This window comes from Candidatus Nanopelagicales bacterium, assembly GCA_041393815.1.
Classification (GTDB): domain Bacteria; phylum Actinomycetota; class Actinomycetes; order S36-B12; family JAWKJK01; genus JAWKJK01.
Map to the genome: position 1 here is coordinate 1,063,165 of JAWKJK010000001.1, position 21,136 is coordinate 1,084,300.

Consider the following 21,136-nt stretch of genomic DNA (forward strand, 5'->3'; position numbering starts at 1 on the left):
AACCCGTCAGCCAGCGGCGGCGGCTCGTGCCTTGTCGAGGAGGGTGAGGATGCGGTCGACCTGCTCGTCGGCGAGGTTGAGGTCGGCACGGAAGCGCGCTTCGGCTTCGTCAAGGAAGGCCGGCTCGGTCACGAGAAGCCGTGACAGTTCAGCGCCGGCCTCGTCGTCGTGGCCGAGACCTGACAGGGCCAGGCACCGGTACAGCGGCCCCCACACTTCGCCGCTGACGTCGACCAGCGTCGCCTCCGCCAGGGCGGTGGCGTAGTCGCCGGCGAGGACGCCTCCCAGCGCGGGCCACAGGTGGGCATGGCCCGGCAGGCCCGGGTTGATCGCCAGGGCGTCGCGGACCAGTTCGAGGCCGCGGGTCCAGTCGCCGGCGGCGCAGACGAGCAGGCCCGACGTGACCACGTTGATCGGCCGGTGCGGCGTCAACTGCGCCGCGGTCTCTGCGTGGGCGATCACGCCCGCCCACGACCTCCGAGTTCGCAGCGCCCCGGCGAGGACGAGGTGAGCGTGCGCGTTGCGTCCGTCGAGGGCCAGGGCCTCACGCGCCAGACCCTCGGCCAGGTCGGTGTCGGCGGCGCGGTCGAGGCTGTGGCCCTGGACCGCGGCGGCGTTGGCCAGCGCTCCCCGCATCGCAAGCATCGGCGCGTCGCGGGGACCGACGGCCAGGGCCTTCTCGACGGCGTCAGTGGCACGGGCGATCGCCTCGCCGGTCGGTGCCACCAGGTAGGCGTGGTAGGCGACGATCGCCCGCACCGTGGCGCTGGACGGCTCCCGATGCCGCACGTACGCGTCACTGAGCACAACCCCGTCAAGGTCCCCGACCCGCACCGCGACAGCCTCGGCCCAGCGGTCGACGACATCGAACCCGTGCCCGTCGGCTAGCGCCACGTCCTCGGTCCGAGACCACACCACGCCGCCGTCGGCCGCGGACAGCAGCCGCGCGACCAACCGCACCGAGTCTCCTCGGCGGGCGACGCTGCTCTCCAGGACAGTGGTCACCCCGACGGCGCGAGCTCGGGCGGCAGAATCCGCGGGTACCGCCGTGGGTCCCACGATGCGCAGCGGTGGGTGCTCGGCAAGCCGTTGCACCAACGCATCCGCGGTGGCTGCCGCGATGGCCTCCCCGTCGCCACCAGCAGCGGTCGACAGCACCAGGATGCCCGGAACCGACGACGACGCGCCTCGGTCGACATGGGACACCTCGGGCACGTAACGGCCGGGGCGAATCACGATCCGGATGCGCTCCTCCTCGCCCTCCTGCTCGTAGTAGCGCTCCAACGCCTCGCGCACCCGTGCTGCGCGGACGCGTACTGAAGCGTCGTGACGGCCGTCGAAGTCGGAGCCGCGACTCAGCGCATACCGCCCGACCGTGCGCTCGGAGATCTGCTCCGCCCGCCCCGCGAGCCACTCGCTGACGACGTAGGACAGGAACGCCCGGGACTGCTCCGAGCGGCGAAACGCGTCACTCGCCAGCACGCGCGAGAGAGCCTCGACCACCTCGCTCCCCGGGAGACCACCGACCTCGGGAGGACCCGCGACCTCCTCAGTCACCTGACAACCCCCATCCGACGGCCCGCAGACGCGCCCACACTCCGTCCCTGCTGGACGAGTGTCCTCGCTCCCGGTTCAGCCCCAACAGGAGCAGGCACGGATACCTCCCCGATGGCCAAGCGTCCGCCCCCGCCGAGCCGGTCGGGCGGCCTCAGGCCCGGCCCCGCCAGGCAAGTGCGCAAGCGCCAACCGACGCTCCCGGCGGCGACAGCGCCTTTGCGCAGACCCGTAGGGCACCACCACCTCGCTTTGCGCGCGGACGGATGCGCGACTGCGCAAACGCCGACGCCTCTGCGGAGTACCCAACGACGAATGCAATCCCCGGGCCAATGAACACGGTCGACCGGGAGCGGCGGGGACGGACACGGGCAGGAAGTGGTTGACGGTGGAGCAAAGTGGAGTACTGTGGCGCGCCATGGAGGGCGAGGGCCCCCGGGGGTGGAGCGCAGGGGAGGTGGCCGGGTGTTCCTGGGGACGCACGCGCCTCGCCTGGACGACAAGGGCCGCCTGGTGCTGCCGGCCAAGTTCCGCGACGGTCTCGCGGAGGGCGTCGTGATGGCCAAGGGCCAGGACCGCTGCGTGGTGCTGTGGCCGTCCGCGGAGTTCGAGGCCTACGCGGCCCGGCTGAACGAGGTCTCGCGCAGCAACGCGGCGGTCCGCTCCTACCTGCGGGTCCTCTTCTCCAGCGCCTTCGACCAGGTGCCCGACAAGCAGGGCCGGGTCAGCGTGCCCCCGGCGCTGCGCGACTACGCCGGGCTCGAGCGCGACGTCATCGTCGCGGGCAACGGGCCCACCTGCGAGATCTGGGAGTCGTCGGCCTGGGAGGCGTACCTCGCCTCGCAGGAGGACGCCTTCTCCGAGCTGTCCGAAGAGGTGGTGCCCGGAGTCCTGTGACGCACGTCCCGACCTCCGGCGAGGCCTCCCCCCGCTCATCCGCCACCTGGCGCACCTTCCCCGGTGCCAGGCGGTCTTCCCCCTCAGGTGAGCGGGCGGGGACCTGGCCGGAGGTCACCGGAAGGACTTTCCGCGCGAGCTCCGCCACGGCGGAGGAGGTCAGGGTCGAGATGGACGTCATGCTCCCGCCGGCGCCCGCCGAGGCGCACCGGCTGCGCCGCACCGCTCGCGCGGCGCGGCCCGCGGCAGTCCTCGTCATCGCCTCGCTGCTCACCGCCGCCGCGCTCGTCGGGCTGGCCGCGCTCACCTCCGGCTGGGCCTGACCGATGCCCGCCCCCGCCCACGTCCCGGTCCTGCTGGAGCGCTGCCTGGCCCTGCTGGGGCCCGCGCTGCAGTCACCGGGCGCCGTCCTGGTGGATGCCACCCTGGGCCTCGGCGGGCACAGCGAGTCGGTGCTCACCCGCTTCCCGGCGGCCCGCGTCGTCGGGCTGGACCGCGACCTCCACGCGCTGGCGCGTTCCGGCCGTCGACTGGCGCCGTACGCCGAGCGCACCACCCTCGTCCACGCCGTCTACGACACCCTCCCCGACGTGCTCGAACGGCTGGGACTGCCTGCGGTGCAAGGGGTTCTCTTCGACCTGGGCGTGTCGTCGCTGCAGCTGGACGAGGCCGGCCGCGGGTTCGCCTACGCCCAGGACGCGCCGCTCGACATGCGCATGGACCGGTCCACCGGGGTGACCGCGGCCGACGTGCTCAACACCTACGCCGCCGCCGACCTCGCGCGAGTGCTGCGCGAGTACGGCGAGGAGCGCTACGCGCGACGGATCGCCGACCGGATCGTGCGCGAGCGGGCGCAGCGGCCGTTCACGGACAGCGCGCGACTGGTCGAGCTGGTCCGCGAGTCGATCCCGGCCCCGGCCCGCCGCACCGGCGGCAACCCGGCCAAGCGCACCTTCCAGGCGCTGCGGATCGAGGTCAACGGCGAGATCCCCGTGCTGGAGCGGGCGCTGCCCGCCGCGCTGGACGCCCTCGCCGTCGGGGGTCGCATCGTGGTGCTGTCGTACCACTCGCTGGAGGACCGCCTGGCCAAGCGCGCGCTGGCGGCGCGCACCGAGGCGGACGTGCCGCCCGGGCTTCCCGTCGTGCCGGACGAGCTGGCTCCGACGTTCCGACTGCTCACGCGCGGCGCCGAGCGGCCGTCGGAGGCGGAGGTGGCGGACAACCCGCGGGCCGCCTCGGCTCGGCTGCGGGCCGCCGAGCGGGTCCGGGTGGCGGCATGAGCGCCCTGGCCCGGCCGCTGCCGGACGCCGACCGTCGGGGCCGCGACCGGTCCACCCGCCCCTCGGGACGCCGCCGCCGGCTGTCCCTCGTGGCGCCGCTGAGCGTCGCGCCGCCGGTGCGCGCCGGGCGGGGCGCGTTCGTCGTGCTCGTCTGCCTGATCCTGGCGGTCGGCCTGATCGGCCTGCTGGTCATCAACACCTCCCTGGCGCAGGGCGCGTTCGTCGTCGGTGAGCTGCGGCAGCAGCAGGCCGCGCTGGGGGAGCAGGAGCAGAAGCTGGCCCAGGCGGTCGAGGCGGACGCGGCGCCCCTGCGGCTGCAGCGGGCCGCGAAGGCGCTGGGCATGGTGCCCAGCGTGACCCCGGTGTTCCTGCGGCTGGAGGACGGCAAGGTACTCGGCCGGCCCGAAGCCGCCGCCGGCGTCCCGGCCCCGACGCCGGGAGTGCCCTCCGCCGACCCGGCCGACGCCGCCGACGCCGCTGCTGCACCGGTCGAGGCCGCCGAGGCCGAGGCCGCCGGGGATCCGGCGGCCGCTGAGGGAGGCGCAGCGGCGGCCGGCGCCGCCGCTGCCACCGTCGGTGAGGCCGGTCCCGGCGACACGGTCGACGCCGCCCCGGGAGAGGCCACGGCCGGCGCCGGCGCGGCGGCCGACGGAGCCGCCGGGGACGGCGCGGCATCCGACGGAGCCGCCGGGGACGGCGCAGCCTCCGGCGGGGCCGCCGGCGACGGTGCGGTGTCCGACGGTGCGGTGTCCGACGGTGCGGTGTCCGACGGTGCGGTGTCCGACGGTGCGGTGTCCGACGGTGCGGTGTCCGACGGTGCGGTGTCCGATGGTGTCGCGGCTCCGGCCGGCTCGGTCAACGACGGGGTCGCCCGATGACGACGTCGGCCCCGCCCCGGCCCTCCGGGCGACGTCCGAACCCGTACGACCGCCGCAGCCCGCACGGGCGCACGCCCGCACCCCGGCGCACGCCCCCGCGCGTCCCGCGCCGCCCCATCCCGCTGGCGGACCACCGCCGCCGCGCGACGGCGCTGCTGATCGCCGCGCTGATCGTGCTGTCGGTGTTCGCCGGCCGGCTGCTGGAGCTGCAGGCGGTGAAGGGCGAGGCGCTGGCGGCCGCCGCCCTGGGTTCCCGGCTGCGCACGCAGGACATCCCGGCCGAGCGCGGCTCGATCACCGACGTCCACGGCCAGCCGCTGGCCGTCACGGTGGAGGCCCGCAACGTCACCGCCGACCAGACCCTGGTCCTCGACCCCGCCGCGGAGGCCGCCGAGCTCGCCCCGTTGCTGGGCATGGACGTCGCCGCCGTGCAGGAGCGCCTCACCGGCGAGCGCCGATTCGTCTACGTGGCCAAGCAGATCACGCCGCAGACGTGGCGGCGCATCGCCGACCTGGAGCTGCCGGGGATCTTCAACGAGAAGACCACGCGGCGCGTCTACCCCGCCGGCAGCCTCGCCGCCAACGTGGTCGGTTTCGTCGGTGCCGAGGGTGAGGGCCTCGGGGGCATCGAGTTCGGCATGGAGGACCTCCTGCGCGGGGTCGACGGCAGCCTGACCTACGAGCGTGGCGGCGGCGGCAGCGCGATCCCGACCTCGGAGCAGTCACGGGTGGAGCCCGTGCCGGGCACCACCGTGCGGCTGACGCTCGACCGCGACATCCAGTGGGTGGCGCAGCAGGCGATCACCGAGGCCGTCCGCGGGGCCAAGGCCGACAGCGGGACCGTCGTCGTGATGGAGCCGTCCACCGGCCGCCTGCTCGCCCTGGCCACCGCGCCGACGTTCGACGCCAACGACCCCGGCGCCGCGCCGGCGTCCGACCGCGGCAACCGGGCCCTCAGCGAGGTGTACGAGCCCGGCTCGACGAGCAAGGTGATGACGATCGCCGCGGTGGTCGACCAGAAGAAGGCCGACCCGTACACCGCCATCACGGTGCCGCCGTCGCTCCCGCGCGGCGGCAAGGACTTCCACGACCACACCCCGCACGGCACGCTGAACCTGACCCTCGCCGGCGTGATGGCGAAGTCCAGCAACATCGGCACGATCCTGGCCGCCGAGCGGATCGGCGGCGACACGCTGTACGAGTACCTGAAGAAGTTCGGCATCGGCGAGTCCACCGGTCTCGGCTTCCCCGGAGAGAGCAGCGGCTACGTGCCCCCGCCGAAGGACTGGTCCGGCACGTCGTTCCCGACCATCGCGTTCGGGCAGGGCCTGTCGGTCAACTCGGTGCAGGCGGCCAGCGTGTTCGCGACGATCGCCAACGACGGGGTGCGCGTCCCGCCGCGGCTGGTCGACTCGTACGAGCTGCCCGACGGCACGGTGGAGCAGCCCGAGACGGGGGAGCCGGTTCCCGTGGTGTCGCGCAAGGCCGCCACCCAGGTCCGCAAGATGCTGGAGATGGTGGTCTCGGACCAGGGCACGGCGCCCATGGCGGCGATCCCCGGCTACCGCGTCGGGGGCAAGACCGGCACCGCCCAGTACGTCGACCCCGAGTGCGGCTGCTACCGGGGCGTCGTCGCGTCGTTCATCGGCATGGCCCCGGCCGACAAGCCCGAGCTGATCGTCGCCGTGTCCATCGTGAAGCCGCGGGTCGGCCGCTACGGCGGGCAGCTCGGTGGCCCGGTGTTCCAGCGGGTGATGACCTACGCCCTTCAGGTGCAGCGCGTTCCGCCGACCGGGAGCAAGCCGCCGTCGCTCCCCGTCGACCTCGGCGGGGCCGGGTAGCCTGCGGCCGTGTCACGCGCGCCGAGACCCGCACCGGTGCCGCGTCCCCTCGACGAGGCGGCCGGGATCCTCGGCATCCCGCTCTCCGGGGCCCCGTCCGTCACCGGCGTGACGCACGACTCCCGGGCGGTGGTCCCCGGCGACCTGTACGCCGCGCTGCCCGGGTTCGTGACCCACGGGGCTCGCTTCGCGGGTGACGCCGTCCGGTCGGGGGCGGTCGCGGTGCTGACCGACCCCGAGGGCCGGGTCGAGGCGGAGGCCGCCGGCGTCCCGGTGCTGGTGGTCCCGGACCCGCGGTCCCGGCTGGGGGAGCTGGCGGCCTGGGCGTACGGGCGGCCGGCCGACGACCTGCTCGTCCTCGGAGTGACCGGCACCAACGGGAAGACCACGGTCACCTACCTGCTCGATGCCGGCCTGCGCGCCGCGGGCCATGTGACCGGCATCGTCGGCACGGTCGGCACCCGGATCGCGGACACCGAGGTTCCGACGGTCCGGACCACGCCGGAGGCGACCGACGTCCACGCGCTGCTCGCCGTGATGCGCGAACGCGGTGTCACCGCGGTCGCCCTGGAGGTCTCGAGCCACGCGCTGGTGCTGGGCCGGGTCGACGGCCTCACCTTCGACGTCGCGGGCTTCACCAACCTCAGCCAGGACCACCTGGACTTCCACGGGACGATGGAGGACTACTTCGCGGCCAAGTCCGGCCTGTTCACCCCGCCGCGGTCACGGCGTGGTGTCGTCTGCGTCGACGACGACTGGGGGCGTCGGCTGGCCGGTGACGCGGACGTCCCCGTCACGACGTACGCCCTGGGCACGGACGAGGCGGAGTGGCGGGCGTCGGCCGGTCCCGTCGGCAGCGGTGGCGCGCGCACCCTGACCGTGTCCGGGCCGGGGGTCGACGGGCTGCGGCTGGACGTGCCGCTCCCCGGGGCCTTCAATGCCGCCAATGCCCTCGGCGCGCTGGCGATGCTGGTCTCCGCCGGGGTGGATCCCGCCCTGGCGGCCTGGGGGATCGGTCGCTGCCGTGGCGTCCCGGGCCGGATGGAGCGCGTCCCCCGGCCGGAGGGCAGGACGGCCCCCGCGGTGGCGATCGTGGACTACGCGCACACGCCGGACGCCGTCGCCCGCGCCCTGACCGCTGTGCGCGAAGGGACGTCGGGCCGGGTACTGGTCGTCCTCGGCTGCGGTGGTGACCGCGACCGGGAGAAGCGGCCGGTCATGGGCCAGACCGCGGCGCGACTGGCCGACGTGGTCGTCGTCACCGACGACAATCCCCGGTCCGAGGACCCCGCCGCCATCCGTCAGGCTGTGCTGGACGGCACGACCGCGGTCCCGGCCGGCGACCGCGCGGACGTGTTCGAGGTGGGGGACCGCCGCGCCGCGGTCCGCGCCGCCGTCGACCGGGCGGGTCCGGACGACGTCGTGCTGGTCCTGGGCAAGGGCCACGAGCAGGGGCAGGAGGTGGCCGGCGTGACCCATCCGTTCGACGACCGCCTGGTCCTGCGCGAGGCGCTCGAGGAGGTCGACCGGTGATCGCGCTGACGCTGGCCGAGGTGGCCGAGGCCGTCGGCGGTGCGCTGGCCGACGTCGTCGACCCGCAGGCGCGGGTCGGCGGTGCCGTTGCCGACTCCCGGCTGGTGCAGCCGGGGGACCTGTTCGTCGCCGTGGCGGGGGAGCGGGTTGACGGGCACGACTTCGCCGCCGGTGCGGTCCGGGACGGCGCGGTGGCCGTCCTGGGCACCCGTCCCCTGGGTGTGCCCACGGTCGTCGTCGACGACCCGGTGGCCGCCCTCGGGCGGCTGGCGGCAGCGGTTCTCGACCGGTTGCCGGACGCGACCGTGGTCGCCCTGACCGGCTCCAGCGGCAAGACCAGCACCAAGGACCTGCTCGCGCAGGTCGTGATCCTGCGCGGCCCGGTCGTGGCACCCGAGGGGTCCTTCAACACCGAGGTCGGCCTGCCCCTCACGGTGCTGCGGGCCGACGACGAGACCCGCACCCTCGTCCTGGAGATGGGTGCGCGCGGGGTCGGGCACATCGCCTACCTGTGCGGCATCGCGCGGCCGGATGTTGCGGCGGTACTGAACGTCGGCTCCGCCCACCTCGGCGAGTTCGGCGGGCGGGAGGCCATCGCCCGCGCGAAGGGCGAGATCGTCGAGGCGCTGCCGCCCGACGGGACCGCGGTGCTCAACGCGGACGACCCGCTGGTGGCCGCGATGTCGTCGCGCAGCGGGGGGCGCGTCCTCACGTTCGGCGAGTCCCCGGGTGCGGACGTCCGGGCCGAGGACGTCCGGCTCGACGACCTGGCCCGCCCCTCGTTCCGGCTCGTCGTGGGCGCGGACTCCGCGCCGGTGACGATGCGGCTGCACGGCGAGCACCAGGTCGCCAACGCGCTCGCCACCGCCGCGGCGGCGCACGCGCTGGGCATCCCGGTGGCGGACGTCGCCACGGCGCTGAGCGCCGCCACCACGCGCAGCCGCTGGCGGATGGAGGTCACCGAGACCGCCGACGGCGTCACCGTCGTCAACGACGCCTACAACGCCAACCCGGAGTCGGTCCGCGCCGCGCTGAAGGCGCTGGTGGCGATGGCCGGGGGCCGGCGGACCTGGGCCGTGCTGGGGGAGATGCGCGAGCTCGGCCCGGACACGCTCACCGAGCACGACGCGATCGGGCGCCTGGCGGTGCGCCTGGACGTGTCCCGCCTCGTGGCCGTGGGCGAGGGCGCCCGCGCCCTGCACCTGGGTGCCGCGCACGAGGGCTCCTGGGGCGAGGAGTCCACCTGGGTGCCCGACACCGATGCCGCGATCGCCCTGCTGCTCGAGCAGGTCCGGCCCGGGGACGTGGTCCTGGTCAAGGCCTCCCGCGCGGTGGGCCTGGAGCGCGTCGCCGCGGCGCTGCTCGAGCGGGAGGGACCCGCATGAGGTTGGTCGCCATCGCCGGCACGCTGTCGGTCCTGGTCTCCCTGCTCGGCACCCCGCTGCTGATCCGGTTCCTGCGCCGGCACGGCTACGCGCAGGCGATCCGGGTCTCCACCGACGACGAGGCGTACCCGGCCCACGAGGGCAAGCGCGGCACGCCCTCCATGGGCGGCCTGGCCATCATCGCCGGCGTCCTCGTGGGGTACTTCGGGACCCTGCTGATCGCCTGGCGGCCACCGACGGCGTCCGGTCTGCTGGCGCTGTTCCTCATGATCGGGCTCGGCCTGGTCGGCATGGCCGACGACTACCTGAAGATCTTCAAGCAGCGCAGCACGGGCATCCGGGCCCGCACCAAGCTGATCGGGCAGGCGGCGGTCGCCTTCGCATTCGCCTGGTTGTCGCTGCAGTTCCCCGACTCCGACGGCTACACGCCTGCCTCCGAGGCGATCTCGTTCGTCCGCGACACCTCGCTGGTGCTTCCGTTCGGGCTGTTCCTGCTGTGGGTCTGGTTCCTCGTCACCGCGACGACGAACGGGGTCAACCTCACCGACGGCCTGGACGGGCTGGCCTCGGGTGCCGCCGTCATGACGTTCGTGTCGTACACGGTCATGTCGGTGTGGCAGTACGGCCAGGACTGCTCGTTCAGCCAGACGGCGACCTGCTACGAGATCCGGGACCCGCTCGACCTCGCCGTGTTCGGCGCGGCGGCGGCCGGCGCCACCTTCGGCTTCCTGTGGTGGAACACGGCTCCGGCCCGGATCTTCATGGGGGACACCGGGTCCCTGGCGCTCGGTGGCGCCATCGCCGCCCTCGCCATCATGACCCGGACCGAGCTGTTGCTGCCGCTGACCGCGGGCCTGTTCCTCATCATCACGCTGTCGGTCATCGGGCAGGTCGGCTCGTACAAGCTCACCGGACGCCGGATGTTCCGGATGGCGCCGCTGCACCACCACTTCGAGATGCTCGGGTGGCCGGAGATCCAGATCGTCGTGCGCTTCTGGCTGATCCAGGGGCTGTGCGTCGGGGCGGCGATGGGGCTGTTCTACGCGGAGTGGGTCATCGCATGAGTGCGGTGGACGTCGGCGCCCTCCGCCGGGGCTCGGACTGGGGCGCGGTGCACGTGGGCGTGGCCGGCATCGGGGTGGCGGGCTTCGCGGCGGCGGACGCGCTGCTGCAGCTGGGGGCGCGGGTCAGCGTGGTGGACGCCTCGGAGTCCGAGCGCCAGCAGGAGCGCGCCGAGGTGCTGCGCACGCTCGGCGCGGAGGTCACCCTCGGGGACGGCGACCGGCTGCCCGAGGGGATCGACCTGCTGGTGGTCTCCCCGGGGCTGCGCCCGTCGGCGCCGGTCATCCGCGCCGCGCTCGGCTCGGGCGTACCGGTCTGGGGCGAGCTGGAGCTGGCCTGGCGGCTGCGCCCCGAGGACGACCCGCCCGCCTGGCTGTGCATCACCGGCACCAACGGGAAGACGACCGCCACTCTCATGCTGGCGTCGATGCTGAAGGCTGCCGGGCTGCGCGCCGCCGCCGCCGGCAACATCGGCGACTCGCTGGTCTCGGCGATGATGCACGACGACCTCGAGGTCGTCGCCGTCGAGGTGGGCGCCCCGCAGCTGCCGTTCCTGCACACGGTCAGCCCGCACGCCGCTGTCTGCCTCAACATCGCCGAGGACCACGTCGACCACTTCGGCGGCTTCGACGAGTACGTGGCCGCCAAGGCCCGGGTGTACGAGCGGGTCCGAGTCGCCGCGGTCTACAACGTGCAGGACCCGGTCACCGAACGGCTGGTCGCCGACGCCGACGTGGTCGAGGGCTGCCGTGCTGTCGGCTTCACCCTCGGCACCCCGGCGGTGTCCATGCTCGGCGTGGTCGAGGACCTGCTGGTCGACCGCGCGTTCCTGCCCGAGCGCAGGGACGCGGCACTCGAGCTGGCCTCGGTAGCCGACGTGCGGCCCGCGGCCCCGCACAACGTCGCCAACGCGCTGGCCGCCGCCGCCCTCGCCCGCGCGTACGGCGTCCCGCCGCTTGCGGTGCGCGACGGCCTGCGGTCGTTCGTCCCCGCGGAGCACCGCATCGCCGAGGTCGCCGTCGTCGACGGGGTCCGCTACGTGGACGACTCCAAGGCCACCAACACCCACGCCGCGCAGACCTCCCTGCTCGCCTACGAGCCGGTGGTGTGGATCGCGGGCGGCCTGGCGAAGGGGCAGGCGTTCGACGACCTCGTCGTCGCGGTCGGAGGCCGACTGCGGGCGGTGGTGCTGCTGGGCGTCGATCGCGGCCTGATCCGCGACGCGCTGGCGCGACACGCCCCGGATGTCCCCGTGGTCGAGGTCGACCGCACCGACACTGGTGCCATGGACGACGTCGTGCGCGCCGCCGCGGTCGCGGCACGCCCGGGCGACACCGTCCTGCTCGCGCCCGGCTGCGCCTCGTGGGACATGTTCCGCGACTACGGGCAGCGGGGGGACCTGTTCGCGCAGGCGGTCCTGGCGCTGTCCGGCGGCCGCCCGTGACACGGCGCACGACCGCACCGTCGCCGCCCGGCCAGACGGCCGCGCCCACGGTCCGGGCCCGCGTGCTCGAGCACCCGCTGAGCACCTACTACCTGTTGCTCGGCTCCACCCTGCTGCTGCTCGCCCTCGGCGTCGTCATGGTGATGTCGGCGTCCGCGATCGAGAGCTTCCGGATCTTCGGGTCGGCCTACACCATCGCCCAGCGGCAGGGCATGTTCGCGCTGATGGGCGTCGTGCTCATGCTGGCCGCGACCCGGCTGCCGGTCCGCTTCTACCGACGGCTGGCGTGGCCGGCGCTGATCGTGAGCGGCGTCCTGTTGGTCCTGGTGCTGATCCCCGGCATCGGCGTCGAGGTGGCCGGCCAGCGCAACTGGATCGACACCGTGGGGCCGTTCCGGCTGCAGCCGTCGGAGTTCGCGAAGTTCGCGCTGGTGCTGTGGTCCGCCGACCTGCTGGCCCGCAAGTCAGCCCTGCTCGACCGCTGGTCGCACCTGCTCGTCCCGGTGCTCCCGGTGGGCGGGCTGTTCATGGGCCTGGTCCTGCTCGAGGGCGACTTCGGCAACAGCCTGATGCTCGCGGTCATCCTCTGCGGCATCCTGTTCGCCGCCGGCGCGCCGCTGCGGCTCTTCGCCCTGCTCGGGGCCGTCGGCCTCGCCGGTGTCGCCCTGCTGTCGGTGACCGCGAGCTACCGGATGGACCGATTCCGGGCCTGGCTCGACCCGTCCGCCGACCGGCTGGATGCCGCCTGGCAGCTCACCCAGGGCCAGTACGCGCTCGGGACCGGCGGCTGGTGGGGGGTCGGCCTGGGGGCGAGCCGGGAGAAGTGGGGAGACCTGCCCGAGGCGCACACCGACTTCATCTTCCCGGTGATCGGCGAGGAGCTCGGCCTGATCGGGACCCTGGTGGTGCTGGCGCTGTTCGCCGGCCTGGCCTTCGCCTGCTTCCGGCTGGCCCGGTCCTCGGTGGACCGGTTCGTCCAGCTGGCCTCCGCCGGCGTAGGCAGCTGGATCGTGGTGCAGGCCGTCGTCAACATCGGGGCCGTCCTGGGGCTGCTGCCCATCACCGGCGTACCCATCCCGTTGGTCTCCTACGGCGGGTCGTCGCTGATCCTGACCCTGGCAGCGCTGGGCATGGTGATGGCGTTCGCCCGCCAGGAGCCCGCCGCCCGCGCAGCGCTGGACCGGCGCCACCGTGGCCGCCGACGCGCCGAGCCGGCCGCGCGCGCGAGGCGGTGACGCGGTGCACGTCGTCCTCGCCGGCGGGGGCACGGCCGGGCACGTGGAGCCGGCGCTCAATCTCGCCGATGCGCTGCGCCGCGACGACCCGGCGGTCGGCATCACCCTGCTCGGGACCGAACGCGGACTGGAGACCTCGCTGGTACCGGCTCGCGGCTACGACCTCGCCCTGGTCCCGGCGGTCCCCCTGCCGCGCAAGCCGAATCTCGACCTGCTCGCAGTCGGGCCACGGGTGTCCAAGGCGGTTGCCGCGAGTCGGGCCGTGCTGATGCGCGTCGGCGCGGACGTCGTGGTGGGCTTCGGCGGGTACGTCGCCCTGCCCGCCTACCTCGCGGCGCGGCGGGAGAAGGTCCCGATCGTCGTGCACGAGGCCAACGCGCGCGCCGGGCTGGCCAACCGCGTCGGTGCGCGGCTGACGCCGTACGTCACAGAGACGGTCATCGGTTCCATCCCCCGCGCCGAGCGGGTGGGGATCCCGTTGCGGCGCAGCATCTCCGAGCTGGACCGAGCCGACGAGCGGGCCGCCGCGCGCGCCTTCTTCGGACTGGACCCCGAGTTGCCCACCCTGCTGGTGTTCGGCGGCTCCCAGGGGGCCCGCAGGCTCAACGTGACCATGGCGGCGGCCGCTGCGCCGCTGCGGGCCGCGGGCGTGCAGGTGCTGCACGCGGTCGGACCGCGCAACGTCGACGACGTGGCCGCACCGCCGCCCGGCCCGGTGCCGTACGTCGCGCTGCCCTACGTCGATCGGATGGACCTCGCCTACGCCGCGGCCGACCTGGCGCTGTGCCGGGCCGGTGCGATGACGTGCGCCGAGCTGGCGGCGGTCGGGCTGCCCGCGGCCTACGTCCCGCTGCCGATCGGCAACGGCGAGCAGCGGCTCAACGCACTGCCGGTCGTCCGGGCCGGGGGCGGCCTCATCGTCGACGACGCGGACCTGGACGCCGACTGGCTGATGGCGCACGTGGCGCCGCTGCTGGCGGACCCGGTCGCTCTGGGCCGGATGGGGGCGGCCGCGGCCGCCCACGGCGTGCGGGACGCGGACCGGCGGCTGGTCGCCGTGGTGCGGCGGGCCGTGGCGGGGGTTCTCGAGGATGGAGGACACCGATGAACCAGGCGGCTGCGCCGCAGGCGGAGGGACTCACCCCCGTCGACCTGGGCCGGGTGCATGTGGTGGGGATCGGCGGGGCCGGGATGTCCGGCATCGCCCGGATCCTGCTGGCGCAGGGGGTCGAGGTCTCGGGCAGCGACGCCAAGGACAGCCGGCGTCTCACCGCGCTGCGCGCGCTTGGCGCCCAGGTGCACGTCGGGCATGCCGCGGAGCACCTCGGACCCGCCGGTGCGGGTGTCGACACGGTGGTCGTGTCCACCGCGATCCCCGAGAGCAACCCGGAGCTGGTGGAGGCACGGGCGCGTGGCTTGCGCGTCCTGAACCGAGCGGAGGCGCTGGCGGCGGTGATGCGCGGCCACCGCGGCGTCGCGGTGGCCGGCACCCACGGCAAGACCACCACCACGTCGATGCTCACCGTCGCGCTGCAGCACTGCGGGGCCGACCCGTCGTTCGCGATCGGCAGCGAGCTCAACGAGTCCGGCTCCAACGCCCACCTCGGCAGCGGCGACCTGTTCGTGGTGGAGGCCGACGAGAGCGACGGGGCCTTCCTGGCGCTGCCCGCGATCGCCGGCATCGTGACCAACGTCGAGCCCGACCACCTGGACCACTGGGGGACCTTCGAGGCGGTCGAGCAGGGCTTCCTCGACTTCGCCACCGGAATCCGGGACGCGGGCGGCTTCGTCGTGGCCTGCTCCGACGACCCCGGGGCGCGGCGGCTCATCGCCCACGCCGCCGAGGCCGGCGTCGACGTGCGCTCCTACGGGGAGGCCGACGGCGCGGAGTTCCGGGTCGTCGACGCCCGCCCGGGCGAGGGCGGCTACGAGTTCGAGGTCGTGCACCGGGGGGTCCGGCTCGGCGTGGTCTCCCTCGACGTCCCCGGCCGGCACAACGCTCTCAACGCGACCGCGGCGCTGGCCACCGGGATGGGCCTGGGGTTCCCGGCCGCGGACCTTATGGCCGGCCTGTCCGGGTTCCGCGGCACCCGGCGGCGGTTCGACTTCCGCGGCCAGGCCGACGGCGTGCGGGTCTACGACGACTACGCCCACCACCCCACCGAGATCGCGGCCACGCTGCGGGCGGCCCGCGACGTGGCCGAGGGGTCCCGGGTCGTGGTGGCGTTCCAGGCGCACCACTACTACCGCACCGCCCTGTTCGCCCGGGAGTTCGGCGAGGCGCTCGGTCTGGCCGACGCGGTCGTCGTGCTGGAGGTCTACGCGCCCGGGGAGGTGCCCATCCCCGGTGCCTCCGGGCGCACCATGGCCGACCACGTCCCGCTGCCGGCCGACCAGGTGGTGTTCGAGCCGTCCTGGTCGTCGGTGGCCCAGCGGTTGGCGGACCTGGCGCGACCCGGTGACCTGGTGATGACCCTGGGAGCCGGTGACATCGCGATGATCGGGCCCGAGGTGCTGGAGCTGCTGCGGGCCCGTGAGGAGCCGGGCGCATGAGCACCGGGACGAGCACCCGCGCCCCCCGCGGCCCGGGATCACCGGGCCGCGGACCGCGCCGGGCCCCGGGCGACCGGGCCGGACGCCGAGGGTCCCCGCAGGACCCCGGCGCCGGGGCGGGACCGCCCCGACGGGTGGGGGACACCGGGGGTCGACCCGACACGGACCGTCGGCGGACCCACCGCTGGGTGGTCGCGCTGGTGGCGCTGGCCGCGGCCGCGCTGGCCGCGCTGGGGACCTGGGTCGTGCTCGGCTCGGACCTGCTCGCGGTGCACGACGTCCGCGTCGAGGGGGTCAGCAGCATCCCGGCGGACCGGGTCCGCGCCGTCGCGGACGTCCCCGTGGGGACCCCGCTGGCCCGGGTCGACGTGGACGCCGTGGTGGCCCGGGTCGCCGCGCTCCCGGAGGTCGCCGGGGTCGAGGTGCGCCGCGGCTGGCCGCGCAGCCTGGTGGTCGTGGTGCGCGAGCGGGAGCCGGTCGCGGTCGTGGCGGAGCGCGCGGCCGGCTCGGCCGCAGCGGACCCGGCCGCCGACCCCGGCGGCTCGGCGGCGGCGACGTCCGCAGCGGCGACTCCGGCGGCGAGTCCAGCGGCGAGTCCAGCGGCGGGGGACGGCGGCTGGCTGGTGGACGCGACCGGCGTCGCCTACCGGCGGGTGGACCGGGTGCCCGCCGGGCTGCCCTGGATCACGGCCGACGAGGGGCCGGCCCGGCAGGCGGCCGCGGCCGTCGTCGCCGGCCTGCCGGACAAGATCGCCCGCCGGGTGATCGCCGCGTCGGCCACCACCCGGGACGACGTGACCCTCACGTTGAGGTCGGGGGCTGAGGTGCGGTGGGGGAGCGCCGAGCAGCCCGAGCTCAAGGCCGAGGTGCTGCGGGCACTCCTGCGGCAGGACGCGACCTGGTACGACGTGAGTGCGCCCGAGCTGCCGACCACCCGCGGCTGATCCGGGACCTCCGGGGGTTGCGCCCCCACGGATCGTCCCCCTAACCTCGCCCGCAGCCGCAGGTTGACATAACTCTCAGCCTCCACTAGAGGTTGATGCTTCCCCAACCTGCGGTCTCCGGGTCGGCGGGGAAGCGACCCGGACCGAGAACCGGGTCCGCGCACGGGTGGACCCGCGGCGAGAGGACGAACGCACCGTGGCGGCTCCGCAGAACTACCTCGCGGTCATCAAGGTCGTGGGCATCGGCGGGGGCGGCGTCAACGCCGTCAACCGCATGATCGAGGTCGGGCTCAAGGGCGTGGAGTTCATCGCCATCAACACCGACGCCCAGGCCCTGCTCATGAGCGACGCCGACGTCAAGCTCGACATCGGCCGCGAGCTCACCCGCGGCCTCGGTGCCGGGGCGGACCCCGACGTCGGCCGCAAGGCTGCCGAGGACCACGCCGAGGAGATCGAGGAGGTCCTCAAGGGCGCCGACATGGTGTTCGTCACCGCCGGCGAGGGGGGCGGGACGGGCACCGGGGGCGCCCCGGTGGTGGCCCGGATCGCCCGCGCGATCGGCTCGCTGACGATCGGCGTCGTCACCCGGCCGTTCGGGTTCGAGGGCCGCCGTCGCGCGGGCCAGGCCGAGAACGGCATCGACGCGCTGCGCAACGAGGTCGACACCCTCATCGTCATCCCCAACGACCGGCTGCTGTCGCTGGCGGATCGCAACATCAGCGTCATCGACGCGTTCCGGCAGGCCGACCAGGTGCTGCTGCAGGGCGTGTCCGGCATCACCGACCTCATCACCACCCCGGGCCTGATCAACCTCGACTTCGCCGACGTCAAGAGCGTCATGCAGGGCGCCGGGTCCGCGCTCATGGGCATCGGCTCGGCCCGCGGCGACGACCGCGCGGTCGAGGCGGCGGAGAAGGCCATCTCCTCGCCGCTGCTCGAGGCGAGCATCGAGGGCGCCCACGGCGTGCTGCTGTCGATCTCCGGCGGGAGCGACCTCGGCCTGTTCGAGATCAACGAGGCCGCCCGGCTGGTCTCGGACGCGGCCCACCCCGACGCCAACATCATCTTCGGCGCGGTCATCGACGACACCCTCGGCGACGAGGTGCGCGTGACGGTGATCGCCGCCGGCTTCGACGGCGGCGCGCCCCCGGCGCGGCGCGGTCAGCCGGTGACGAAGAAGGCGGTGGAGGAGACCCCGCTGGCCGTGGCGACCGCGGTGGCGAAGGCCGAGGAGACCGGCGAGATGCCGCAGATCCCGGTCCGACCCGCGACGCCGGAGCCGCGCCGCCCGGTGCAGCAGCCGCGCACCATCGTCTTCGACGACTCCGACGAGGGCGACGACCTCGACGTCCCCGACTTCCTGAAGTGAGCCCCCGGCGCGCCGGCACCGTCGGCGCGGCGCGGTGGCTGTTCACCGACCGCACCGGCGGCGTCAGCGCGCCGCCCTACGACTCCTTCAACCTGGCCACCCACGTCGGGGACGACCCTGACGCGGTGGCGACCAACCGGTCCCGGCTGGCGGCCGAGGTCGGCGTCGCCCCGGCCCGGCTGGTGCTCATGCACCCGACGCACGGCGCCGGGGTCGCCGTGGTCGACGGGCCCGTGGCCGACGGCGTGGCGGACGTGGACGCCCTGGTGACCGCCGTGCCCGGCTTGGCCCTGGTGGCCCTGGCGGCCGACTGCGTGCCGGTGCTGCTCCTCGAGCCGGACGCCGGCGTGGTCGCGGCGGTGCACAGCGGCTGGCGCGGGGTCGCCGTCGACGTCGTGGGCGCCGCGCTGTACGAGATGGCCACGCTCGGCGCCCGGCCCGACCGCACCCTCGCGGTCCTCGGGCCCTGCATCTGCCCGCGCTGCTACGCCGTGCCGGAGGAGCGCCGGGCCGAGGTGGCCATGGTCGCCCCGGCGTCACGGTCCAGCACGCCGGACGGGAGACCGTCGGTGGACCTGCGCGCCGGCATCGCCGAGCGGCTGGAGCAGGCCGGGGTGCACGTCCTGCACGAGGAGTCCTGCACGGCGGAGGACCCGGCGCTGTTCTCGTACCGACGCGACGGCCGGACCGGCCGCCAGGCCGGCGTCGTCCTGCTGGCGCCGTGACCGGTGACGGCGCCGTCGACCGGAGGGCGCAGATCGCTGCCGGCCTGGCCTCGGTCCAGGGGCGGATCGCCGCGGCCTGCGCGCGGGCCGGCCGCGACCCCGCTGGCGTCCGGCTCGTGGTCATCACCAAGACCCACCCCGCGTCCGACGTGCGGCTGCTCGCCGACCTCGGCGTGACCGACGTCGGGGAGAACCGGGACCAGGAGGCGGCGCCCAAGCACGCGGCGTGCGCGGACCTGCCCCTCGCCTGGCACTTCGTCGGTCAGCTGCAGCGCAACAAGGCCAGGTCCGTCGCCCGCTATGCCGACGCGGTCCACAGCGTCGACCGGGTCGCGCTGGCCGCCGCGCTGGGTCGCGGTGCCCGCGAGGCCGGCCGCACCGTGGACTGCCTGGTGCAGGTCTCGCTCGACCCCGGCTGGTGGACCGGTGGCGCCCCGCCGGAGGGGCGCGGGGGAGCAGCACCGGGCGAGCTGCCGGCGGTCGCGGATGCGATCGCCGCCGAGGAGGGACTGCGGCTGGCCGGGCTGATGGCCGTCGCCCCCCTCGACGGGGACGCGGAGGAGGCGTTCGCCCGGCTGGCGGACCTGGCCACGGCCCTGCGTCGCGACCACCCGGGCGCGGACTGGATGTCCGCGGGCATGAGCGGTGACCTCGAGGAGGCCGTCGCCGCAGGTGCGACACACGTGCGCGTCGGCAGCGCAGTGCTCGGAGCGCGGCCCCCGCTCCGGTAGCGTTCTCCCACGCAGGCGCCCGCCTGCGAGGTGTTCGCATGCGGTCCGCGCGACCCAGCGGGAGGTGCACGGCCATGGCCGGCGCGATGCGCAAGATGGCGGTCTACCTCGGCCTGGTCGAGGACGACTCCGACCTGCACGACGACTACGACGACGACTACGTCGAGACCCGGCGGGACAGCCGCAGCAGCGGCTACGAGTCCCGCGAGGTGCGCCCCGTGAGCCCGGTGCCCGAGACCCGTTCGGTGCGTACGTTCCGCGACGAGGCGCCGGCGGCCACGCCGGAGCGCCGCAGCGCCCCCGCCCCCGACCGACGTCCCGCCCCGGCCACGGCCGCCGCCGGCACCTCGGTCCTCGGCGAGCACTACCGCATCCACACCATCCACCCGCACAGCTACAACGACGCGCGGCGGATCGGCGAGGAGTTCCGCGAGGGCATCCCGGTGATCATGAACCTCACCGAGATGGAGGACGGCGACGCCAAGCGGATCGTCGACTTCGCTGCCGGCCTGGTCTTCGGGCTGCACGGGTCGATCGAGCGGGTGACCAACAAGGTGTTCCTGCTGTCCCCCGCCAACGTGGACGTGGCGGCCGAGGCCCGCGCCCAGCTGGCCCAGGACGGCTTCTTCAACCAGAGCTGATCCGGCGTGGCGCGGGACGGGTCTCCCGGGAGCGATGCGTACGGTGAGCAGCGATGAGTGCCGTCGGTCAGGTCGTCGCCACCGTGCTGTGGCTGTACTGGTTGGTGCTCATCGGTCGCCTGGTCTTCGACTTCGTCCAGGTCTTCGCCCGGTCCTGGGAGCCGCGCGGGGTCCTGCTCATCCTCGCCGAGGCGATCTACACGCTCACCGACCCGCCGCTGCGACTGCTGCGCCGCTTCATCCCGCCGCTGCGGATCGGTGGCATCGCCTTCGACCTGGCCTTCCTGATCCTGCTCATCGGCCTGCAGCTGCTCATCCAGTTCGCGCTGTTCCTGTGAACCTCACGTACCACTGAACCCGACCCGCGAGGGGTGACCGATGTCCACCACGTCCGACACCACGCCGGCCCCGGCCGCGGCGGACGCCGCCGCGACATCCCCGCCGTCCCCGGCCCCCGCGACCTCATCGGGGCTGACGCCGGAGGACGTCCACGCCAAGCAGTTCTCGACCGTGCGGATGCGCACGGGCTACGACATGGACGAGGTCGACAAGTTCCTCGACGAGGTCGAGTCCGAGCTCGGTCGCCGCAACGCCGAGGCCGAGGACCTGCGGGCCCGGCTCGCCGCGGCCGAGGCCCGCGCCGACGAGGCCGAGACCGCCGCACGCGCTGCGGCATCGACGCCGCGGCCCCCCGCCCCGGTGCCCGTCGTGCCGCCGAACGAGGCCGCGGTGCGGATGCTCGACCTGGCCCAGCGCACGGCCGACGAGCACGTCGCCCAGGCCAAGGCCGAGTCCGAGCAGATCGTCGCCGAGGCGCGCACCCGCGCCTCGGAGCTGGCCCGCGACGCGGAGAACCAGCGGGCCGGCCTGGAGCGCCGGGTGGAGGAACTGCGCGCGTTCGAGCGCGAGTACCGCGGCCGGCTGCGCCACTACCTCGAGGGCCAGCTGCGCGAGCTCGACGGCCGCGGCACCGACTCCGGCCCCCCGCCGGGGCCGGCCGCGTCCGGACCGGACGCGCCCCCGCCGCCCGGCGGCGACCTGGGCTGACGGCCGACGCTCACCCG

The 21,136-nt window shown here is 74.8% G+C and carries 20 protein-coding genes; 19 read left to right on the top strand and 1 reads right to left on the bottom strand.

The window, feature by feature from the left end:
- Window positions 1-6: 6 nt before the first annotated feature.
- Window positions 7-1,557 (bottom strand): hypothetical protein, encoded by a 1,551-nt coding sequence (locus R2737_04865; protein ID MEZ5115583.1) that lies wholly within the window; start codon window positions 1,555-1,557, stop codon window positions 7-9.
- Between the two features lie 462 nt (window positions 1,558-2,019).
- Between R2737_04865 and mraZ the strand changes: the two genes are divergently transcribed.
- The 19 genes from mraZ to R2737_04960 all read left to right on the top strand — a co-directional run bounded on the left by mraZ (window position 2,020) and on the right by R2737_04960 (window position 21,119).
- Entirely contained in the window at window positions 2,020-2,451 is a 432-nt protein-coding gene (mraZ, locus tag R2737_04870) for a division/cell wall cluster transcriptional repressor MraZ (protein ID MEZ5115584.1), read from the top strand.
- A 170-nt stretch (window positions 2,452-2,621) separates the two neighbouring features.
- Complete coding sequence (locus tag R2737_04875) at window positions 2,622-2,774, top strand: hypothetical protein (protein ID MEZ5115585.1); 153 nt, start codon at window positions 2,622-2,624, stop codon at window positions 2,772-2,774.
- A 3-nt stretch (window positions 2,775-2,777) separates the two neighbouring features.
- Window positions 2,778-3,731, top strand: coding sequence for a 16S rRNA (cytosine(1402)-N(4))-methyltransferase RsmH (rsmH, locus tag R2737_04880; GenBank protein MEZ5115586.1), 954 nt, complete (start codon window positions 2,778-2,780; stop codon window positions 3,729-3,731).
- Window positions 3,728-4,609 carry a hypothetical protein gene (locus R2737_04885; protein ID MEZ5115587.1) on the top strand — a complete coding sequence of 294 codons (882 nt, stop codon included), beginning with the start codon at window positions 3,728-3,730 and terminating at the stop codon, window positions 4,607-4,609. Before rsmH ends, R2737_04885 begins: the two co-directional genes overlap by 4 nt.
- The gene (locus tag R2737_04890; GenBank protein MEZ5115588.1) at window positions 4,606-6,450 is read left to right on the top strand and encodes a penicillin-binding protein 2; all 1,845 of its coding nucleotides are present in this window, start codon (window positions 4,606-4,608) and stop codon (window positions 6,448-6,450) included. Before R2737_04885 ends, R2737_04890 begins: the two co-directional genes overlap by 4 nt.
- Window positions 6,451-6,459: 9 nt before the next feature.
- The gene (locus tag R2737_04895; protein ID MEZ5115589.1) at window positions 6,460-7,983 is read left to right on the top strand and encodes a UDP-N-acetylmuramoyl-L-alanyl-D-glutamate--2,6-diaminopimelate ligase; all 1,524 of its coding nucleotides are present in this window, start codon (window positions 6,460-6,462) and stop codon (window positions 7,981-7,983) included.
- A complete protein-coding gene (gene murF, locus R2737_04900) occupies window positions 7,980-9,368 on the top strand; it encodes a UDP-N-acetylmuramoyl-tripeptide--D-alanyl-D-alanine ligase (protein ID MEZ5115590.1) in 1,389 nt (462 codons plus the stop codon). Before R2737_04895 ends, murF begins: the two co-directional genes overlap by 4 nt.
- A complete protein-coding gene (gene mraY / locus R2737_04905) occupies window positions 9,365-10,432 on the top strand; it encodes a phospho-N-acetylmuramoyl-pentapeptide-transferase (GenBank protein ID MEZ5115591.1) in 1,068 nt (355 codons plus the stop codon). The genes murF and mraY overlap by 4 nt, the downstream gene beginning before the upstream one ends.
- On the top strand, window positions 10,429-11,874 hold the full coding sequence (murD, locus tag R2737_04910; protein MEZ5115592.1) for a UDP-N-acetylmuramoyl-L-alanine--D-glutamate ligase: 1,446 nt from the start codon (window positions 10,429-10,431) through the stop codon (window positions 11,872-11,874). Before mraY ends, murD begins: the two co-directional genes overlap by 4 nt.
- A gap of 62 nt (window positions 11,875-11,936) precedes the next feature.
- The gene (ftsW, locus tag R2737_04915) at window positions 11,937-13,109 is read left to right on the top strand and encodes a putative lipid II flippase FtsW (protein ID MEZ5115593.1); all 1,173 of its coding nucleotides are present in this window, start codon (window positions 11,937-11,939) and stop codon (window positions 13,107-13,109) included.
- Between the two features lie 4 nt (window positions 13,110-13,113).
- The gene (locus R2737_04920; protein ID MEZ5115594.1) at window positions 13,114-14,217 is read left to right on the top strand and encodes a UDP-N-acetylglucosamine--N-acetylmuramyl-(pentapeptide) pyrophosphoryl-undecaprenol N-acetylglucosamine transferase; all 1,104 of its coding nucleotides are present in this window, start codon (window positions 13,114-13,116) and stop codon (window positions 14,215-14,217) included.
- The gene (gene murC, locus R2737_04925; protein ID MEZ5115595.1) at window positions 14,214-15,662 is read left to right on the top strand and encodes a UDP-N-acetylmuramate--L-alanine ligase; all 1,449 of its coding nucleotides are present in this window, start codon (window positions 14,214-14,216) and stop codon (window positions 15,660-15,662) included. The genes R2737_04920 and murC overlap by 4 nt, the downstream gene beginning before the upstream one ends.
- Window positions 15,663-15,850: 188 nt before the next feature.
- Window positions 15,851-16,606 (top strand): FtsQ-type POTRA domain-containing protein, encoded by a 756-nt coding sequence (locus tag R2737_04930; GenBank protein MEZ5115596.1) that lies wholly within the window; start codon window positions 15,851-15,853, stop codon window positions 16,604-16,606.
- Window positions 16,607-16,802: 196 nt separating this feature from the next.
- Window positions 16,803-17,975 (top strand): cell division protein FtsZ, encoded by a 1,173-nt coding sequence (gene ftsZ, locus R2737_04935; protein ID MEZ5115597.1) that lies wholly within the window; start codon window positions 16,803-16,805, stop codon window positions 17,973-17,975.
- Window positions 17,972-18,700 (top strand): peptidoglycan editing factor PgeF, encoded by a 729-nt coding sequence (gene pgeF / locus R2737_04940; GenBank protein ID MEZ5115598.1) that lies wholly within the window; start codon window positions 17,972-17,974, stop codon window positions 18,698-18,700. The genes ftsZ and pgeF overlap by 4 nt, the downstream gene beginning before the upstream one ends.
- A complete protein-coding gene (locus R2737_04945; GenBank protein MEZ5115599.1) occupies window positions 18,697-19,431 on the top strand; it encodes a YggS family pyridoxal phosphate-dependent enzyme in 735 nt (244 codons plus the stop codon). Before pgeF ends, R2737_04945 begins: the two co-directional genes overlap by 4 nt.
- 74 nt (window positions 19,432-19,505) lie before the next feature.
- Complete coding sequence (locus R2737_04950) at window positions 19,506-20,072, top strand: cell division protein SepF (protein MEZ5115600.1); 567 nt, start codon at window positions 19,506-19,508, stop codon at window positions 20,070-20,072.
- 53 nt (window positions 20,073-20,125) lie between these two features.
- Entirely contained in the window at window positions 20,126-20,410 is a 285-nt protein-coding gene (locus R2737_04955; protein ID MEZ5115601.1) for a YggT family protein, read from the top strand.
- A 40-nt stretch (window positions 20,411-20,450) separates the two neighbouring features.
- Window positions 20,451-21,119, top strand: a complete 669-nt coding sequence (locus R2737_04960) for a DivIVA domain-containing protein (protein MEZ5115602.1) — start codon at window positions 20,451-20,453, stop codon at window positions 21,117-21,119.
- Window positions 21,120-21,136: the final 17 nt, after the last annotated feature.

Excerpts from the sequence above, each read along its gene's own strand:
- R2737_04875 (MEZ5115585.1), top strand. The coding sequence starts at position 2,622 with ATGGACGTCATGCTCCCGCCGGCGCCCGCCGAGGCGCACCGGCTGCGC.
- rsmH (MEZ5115586.1), top strand. The coding sequence starts at position 2,778 with ATGCCCGCCCCCGCCCACGTCCCGGTCCTGCTGGAGCGCTGCCTGGCC.
- R2737_04885 (MEZ5115587.1), top strand. The coding sequence starts at position 3,728 with ATGAGCGCCCTGGCCCGGCCGCTGCCGGACGCCGACCGTCGGGGCCGC.
- R2737_04890 (MEZ5115588.1), top strand. The coding sequence starts at position 4,606 with ATGACGACGTCGGCCCCGCCCCGGCCCTCCGGGCGACGTCCGAACCCG.
- mraY (MEZ5115591.1), top strand. The coding sequence starts at position 9,365 with ATGAGGTTGGTCGCCATCGCCGGCACGCTGTCGGTCCTGGTCTCCCTG.
- murD (MEZ5115592.1), top strand. The coding sequence starts at position 10,429 with ATGAGTGCGGTGGACGTCGGCGCCCTCCGCCGGGGCTCGGACTGGGGC.
- murC (MEZ5115595.1), top strand. The coding sequence starts at position 14,214 with ATGAACCAGGCGGCTGCGCCGCAGGCGGAGGGACTCACCCCCGTCGAC.
- R2737_04950 (MEZ5115600.1), top strand. The coding sequence starts at position 19,506 with ATGGCCGGCGCGATGCGCAAGATGGCGGTCTACCTCGGCCTGGTCGAG.
- R2737_04955 (MEZ5115601.1), top strand. The coding sequence starts at position 20,126 with ATGAGTGCCGTCGGTCAGGTCGTCGCCACCGTGCTGTGGCTGTACTGG.
- R2737_04960 (MEZ5115602.1), top strand. The coding sequence starts at position 20,451 with ATGTCCACCACGTCCGACACCACGCCGGCCCCGGCCGCGGCGGACGCC.